The sequence below is a fragment of the Campylobacter sp. BCW_6463 genome (assembly GCF_001762785.1).
GTDB classification, from domain to species: domain Bacteria; phylum Campylobacterota; class Campylobacteria; order Campylobacterales; family Campylobacteraceae; genus Campylobacter_D; species Campylobacter_D jejuni.
Genome location: NZ_MJXL01000016.1, coordinates 1 through 5219, shown reverse-complemented (window position 1 = coordinate 5219; position 5219 = coordinate 1). Strand labels below are relative to the sequence as shown.

The window sequence follows — 5219 nt, the reverse complement described above, 5'->3', positions numbered from 1 at the left end:
ACTTGAATTTGAAAGGAGATGGAATGAATACTTTAGTTAAGGCAAAGAATGTAAAATTCAATAAAGATTATCTTATTGTTTTATTAGAAGACGAACGCATAATCCAAACTCCTTTAAAATGGTACAAAGAACTTGAAAATGCAAATTTAGAAGATTTAGAAAAATGGCATTTTATCTGTGATAATACAGGCATCGAATGGGAAGAATTGGACTGTCATTTAAGTATAGAAGCTATGCTTAAAAGTAATGCGAACAAAGTAGCGTGAAAATACAATTAAACCGATGAAGATTTTGGCGACTTTTCCCAAGTTAAATAAAAAAAAGAACCCCGTTAAAACCCCTAAAAAATAGGCATTTTATAGCAAAAAAACTTGCAAAAATTATTAAAATATGGTATAATTTTATTAAAAATATGAATAAGTTATAATTGAAAGGAATAAAGATGGATAAAGCAGTAAATATGAAATTAAAGATCACTTTTATTGTGTTTCTTGTATTGATTTTGACTAATATAGGCATTTTATTTATAAGCAAGAATGAAATATTTACAAAAACACTTATAGGCTTAATAGCAACTGCTTTCATTTTATATTATGCTTTAGCTTGGATAAAAACCATAAAAAGTATTAAAAAAGATAGTTCTAAAAGTGGAGTTAAAAATCTTTTCATAGGTATTTTAAAATTGCCTTATGAATTAGTGAAAGTGGTTTTAAAGATCATCAAAAAAACATTTTCTTTTTTCTTTGGTTTAATAGATGTTTGTGTTGATGATACAGTTAAGTCGAGAAATAATAAACATATGTACGATCCTTCTTTTATTAATGCTGAAGGTATAGGAGAATTATATACACAAAATAAAAAAGGTGAAAAGGTTTTTTTTAATTAATTTTTATAAAGCTAGAAAAATTTCTAGCTTATTTTAATTATCATTCTTGCAAACATTTTTCAAATTTTTATTACATACTTAATATTTCCACAAATAAAAAGCAAAAACATATTTTAACAATATTTATAAGCAAGCCTAAATTAGCTTGCTTATTTTAAAAATTCAGGAGGTATTTTAGGCGCAGGAGGGGCAGAATTATTATTTCCGCCATTTGAAGGTTGCATTAAATTACCATTCGCATCTCTCGCACCTGTCCAAAACTTAGAATCAAGAAGTTGAGAAGGATTATTTAGGGCTGTTTGAGTTACAGTTCCTAAAGCATTTACAGTATTATTAAATGAACCTTTTGCTCCATCAGCAGCCATTTCTGCAACCTTAACACCATCATCAACTGTTCTTGCAGGAGCGCCTTTATTAAATTGATTTACCGCATTATTAACCTGTCCTTGAACTTCTTGTTGCACTGTTCCTTGTGAATTACCTTGTCCCCAAGCTGTGTTTTGTCCTGTAGTGTTAAAATGTCCTTCTGCCATAGATTTCTTATCAGCTTCATAACTATTTCCAAATCCTACGGCTGCTGAATCTACTGTGCCATAATTGCCTTTATGGATTGCAGAAGCTGTAGAAGGACTATAATAATTTTGCATGCCTACAGAACCCATAGTGTTTTGCGGACTACTAAAATCTCCTGCGTTAAAGTATTTAGAGAGTTGTTGTGGATTGTTAACGCTCCATCTTTGGAAATCATCAGAAGCCATTGCCATAGCTTTTCCGATATTACCACTATTCCAAGCATTTGTAATTGCTGCATTATCACCTGAACGAATGTAATTATTGAGTGCTTTAGGCACAGAATCAGAGTTAACATTGCTTGCAAACGATTCAACCGAGCTATATTTATTAATAGCTGAATGCACTTGAGAGAATTCTTTACCTGTAAAGGTTGAGAAAGCATTATTAAGAGAGGCTCTAGCTGAATCATCACGAGCATAAGTAGAAGCCACATTATCCCCAAAGTCCTTAGCCCATTGTTGCATTTCTTTATCTGTAAACTGAAAGGTTCTACTTGTACCATCTTTTTCTGTAATACTCACATTACCACCTACTACACCTGCTATACTGCCACCTGCCTTGAGTGCTGACATAAGTTCTTGCGCTCTTTGATCTCCTGCTTGAGCCATCTTATCAAATGCCATAGTAGAGCTTGCTTTAAAGATTTCTTGTGCTTGAGCATTAATACCATGAGAGGCAGAATGATCAAATGCCATATTAGCAACAGATTGAGAAGTTTGTCCTGTTTTTAAAGCATCGCTAATACCTTGAGAAACTTCACCTGCTAAAGAAGCTTGTTTTGATTTCATATCACTAGCACTAAGTCCTGCAATGTTAGCAGCAGTAACGCCTTGCATATCACCACTTATTTTAGAACCTGTATTTACATCAGCCACAGTTGTTCCACCCCCTGCTATGCTAGTAGTAGAATATCTACTGCTTCCTATGCTAGTAGCACCTTGCAAACTCACTACCCCTGCACCCACAGCCCAAACTTCATCTCCTCTAGGAGCAGCAATGCTAGTTTGTGTAGATAAGGCTTGCTGATTTGCAAAGCTTCCAGCAGCTCTTGAAGCACCTGTTAGAGCTTGAGATAATCCAGAAGCAAAAGTTATAAATCCTTGCTCACTTGCTTTAGCAATTGCATAAGCTAAAACAGGAGTACTCATTACAAGATAATTCATGAAATTTGATCTATTTGCTACTTCTTTGAATATAAGCATGTTATCTCCTAAGCTTAAAGCTGCTTTTCCACCTGTTATTACTTGTGCAACTTTCATAAGATTATAATCATTTAGATAGTTAATAATACAAAGAATAGGAGTCCAAAGCACTATCCAAATACATAGAGTAAAAAACATCTTAATATGTGCGTAAGAGCCAAATACAATAGAAAGCAAAGCAACAAGCCAAGATAAACCTATGATAATAGCTGTTAAATAAGCTTTAGCTAAAGGCAAATAAGTTTGCGCCATGTGTCCTTGTGCTTGCATACTTGCATAAAATTGCTGATCCGCATAAGCAGTATTTGCAGCCACAGAAGCAGGATTTAATCCTACTGATTTAGCGGTATTAATGATTGCATCTTGAGAAGCAAGCATTATCATGGATTGCTGTAAATAAGATCTAGCACTTACAGCTTGTTCGTTATAGATTTGTGCAGCGCCTAAGAACTTTTGCTCATAATTTGTCATATCATCTACCATACCAAGCAAAGCAGCATGAATCTTCATAGCTTCATCTGTATCGTTTTGAATCATTTCAACGATTTGAGGACCTGCATCAGAACAAGGTACAACACTTTGTTCTTCAACATTATTGTTATTTTTAAACAAAGGAGTAAGCTGAGAGCCATTGCCTATGTTTGTGAAAAGATCTTGCATTAAATTATCAGAGTTTTGAAAAAGATTTCTACCTTGTTGATTAAGCAAGATACCTACTGAAACGCAGTTTCTAAAATAAAAATCAATATTTTTTTGCAAAGTTGCATCAATAGCCGAAAGCTTTACGCTTGGTAAAGTACTCATCACTTGAAGTGAAAAACCTAAACCTGCGTTAGAGAAATTTGTAGATTGTGGAGTTGAAAAATGTTTTTCCATAGCTTCTAGGATAACCTTCTCAAATTGTGTCATTAATGCAAAGCTTTTTCCTATGCCTATAGGAATTTGAGAAATGACATAATCTTTACTTGTTACTTCATCGTGAATCATGAAGCGGTGATTATTGTCATTTGGCGCCCTTAAAAACATCTGCCACACTACAGCAAAAAGTATAAACATTTTTCCAAATTCAAACACAGGATTTGTTTGTCCATCCATTGCTTTTTTGATACTAAAAAGCAATAATGAGATAGCTAAGGCTGCATTAACGATATAACTTGTTTCAGTGGTTATACCTTTAACAGCTTGCATGATTTCATTCATCACATCGCCATAACCCCAAGTATAAATTAAATTGCTATTAGCTATTTCAGTTGCACCAAATAAAAATGAAGGTGCAAAAAACAAAGTGCTAAAGAATAAAAAGTAAAATCTTTTCATGGACTGTTTTAAGAAGTTAAAGAGTTTGTTTGGTATAATTATAAAAGGTAGATGCCAAAGGCGGCTACCTTTGGCATTAATCATAACCTAGAAAGGCGGTGATTAAATTGTCCAATAAAATTATAGTAATAATTATACTACTTTGTATAATTATAGTCAAGTGTTATTAACACTTGATTTCCCCTTTTTTTAAGGGGAGCTATAATTTTCCCTTTGGCTTAACCAAACAAACTTTTAACTAAGCTTCTCTTCTTCTATTGAATTTCTATATTTTTTTATATTTTTTATTTGAACTAAATAATAAACTTAACAAGATTTAAATTTACCAAATCTACTATCTTTTTACTTCAATCTCACATTCATAATCATATTAGATAAAAAGATACTATCTTTATCAAAGTCTTTTGAGTTATATTCATTTTTTGATTGTATAGTTTGCATAGTTTGTATTAAAGTTGAAAGATTGTATAAACTTAAACTTTCTAATATATTTATGAGTTCTATCTTGCTTAAAGTATTAAAATCATTTAACAATCTAAGATAATTACTTATAATAGAAGAAGAGTGAATACTATGAAATAAAATTTTATTTTTTATATCTTTTTTAATAAAAAATTGATTATCTTTAAAATAAAAATAATTTCTAAAATGATTATTGCTTATTATTTGATTATAAAAACTTAAAAGACTTTCTTTGCTGTTTAAATCTATAAAATTAAGATAAAAATTCTTTTCTTCTAAGGCTAATTTTAAAGCATTAAGATTTGCAAAAGAAGCATTAATATTTTCATTATTTTTTAAAGCATAAACGATATTTTCTTGTTCTTGTTTTTGGGTAATAGCATATTGTAATAAAGGATTTTTATAATGTGTATCGCTATTGATTAAAACATTGATATAAAAAGCTTCTTTGCTTTTTTGAGTTAATTGAAGCAAAGATAAAAGTGTAGAAGGGATATAAAAAGAATCAAGCTTTAAATTTAAATACTTATCATAAGTATTTATATAAGTTAATTCTTGAGTAAAATCCAAAGCTTGTTCTTTTAAATTTAAAAGCATTGTTCCACCTAATCCTAATAAAGCTAGATTTTTGAAATTCTCTAAAGCTTTTCTTTTTTCTAAATCGATTTGAAGTATTTTTTGCATTGTTTTTCCTTTCTTTTGTGGTTTACTCTTTTATATTATGCTCTTTAGCATAAGCTAGTATTTTAGCTCGAAGTTCTTGCGGAAAATTATATCTA

General features: G+C 31.0%; 4 protein-coding genes. 2 read left to right on the top strand and 2 right to left on the bottom strand.

All coding sequences use genetic code 11. The features are described from left to right. Together AJ884_RS01685 and AJ884_RS01680 are read left to right on the top strand one after the other, a co-directional pair. Nucleotides 1–266, top strand: a 266-nt coding sequence (locus AJ884_RS01685) for a DUF2442 domain-containing protein (RefSeq protein ID WP_261660551.1), incomplete at its 5' end; no start/stop codon positions are given. 176 nt (nt 267–442) lie between these two features. Next, a complete protein-coding gene (locus AJ884_RS01680; protein WP_070233928.1) occupies nt 443–886 on the top strand; it encodes a hypothetical protein in 444 nt (147 codons plus the stop codon). 149 nt (nt 887–1035) lie between these two features. On the opposite strand, the gene AJ884_RS10045 is transcribed toward AJ884_RS01680, so the two are convergent. After that, on the bottom strand, nt 1036–3978 hold the full coding sequence (locus tag AJ884_RS10045) for a conjugal transfer protein TraG N-terminal domain-containing protein (RefSeq protein ID WP_261660550.1): 2943 nt from the start codon (nt 3976–3978) through the stop codon (nt 1036–1038). Nucleotides 3979–4320: 342 nt separating this feature from the next. Then, nucleotides 4321–5124 (bottom strand): hypothetical protein, encoded by an 804-nt coding sequence (locus tag AJ884_RS01670; protein WP_070233291.1) that lies wholly within the window; start codon nt 5122–5124, stop codon nt 4321–4323. Nucleotides 5125–5219 lie beyond the last annotated feature (95 nt).

Bases quoted from the DNA above. Each gene is read 5' to 3' on its own strand.
- AJ884_RS01680 (WP_070233928.1), top strand. From the start codon at position 443: ATGGATAAAGCAGTAAATATGAAATTAAAGATCACTTTTATTGTGTTT.
- AJ884_RS10045 (WP_261660550.1), bottom strand. From the start codon at position 3,978: ATGAAAAGATTTTACTTTTTATTCTTTAGCACTTTGTTTTTTGCACCT.
- AJ884_RS01670 (WP_070233291.1), bottom strand. From the start codon at position 5,124: ATGCAAAAAATACTTCAAATCGATTTAGAAAAAAGAAAAGCTTTAGAG.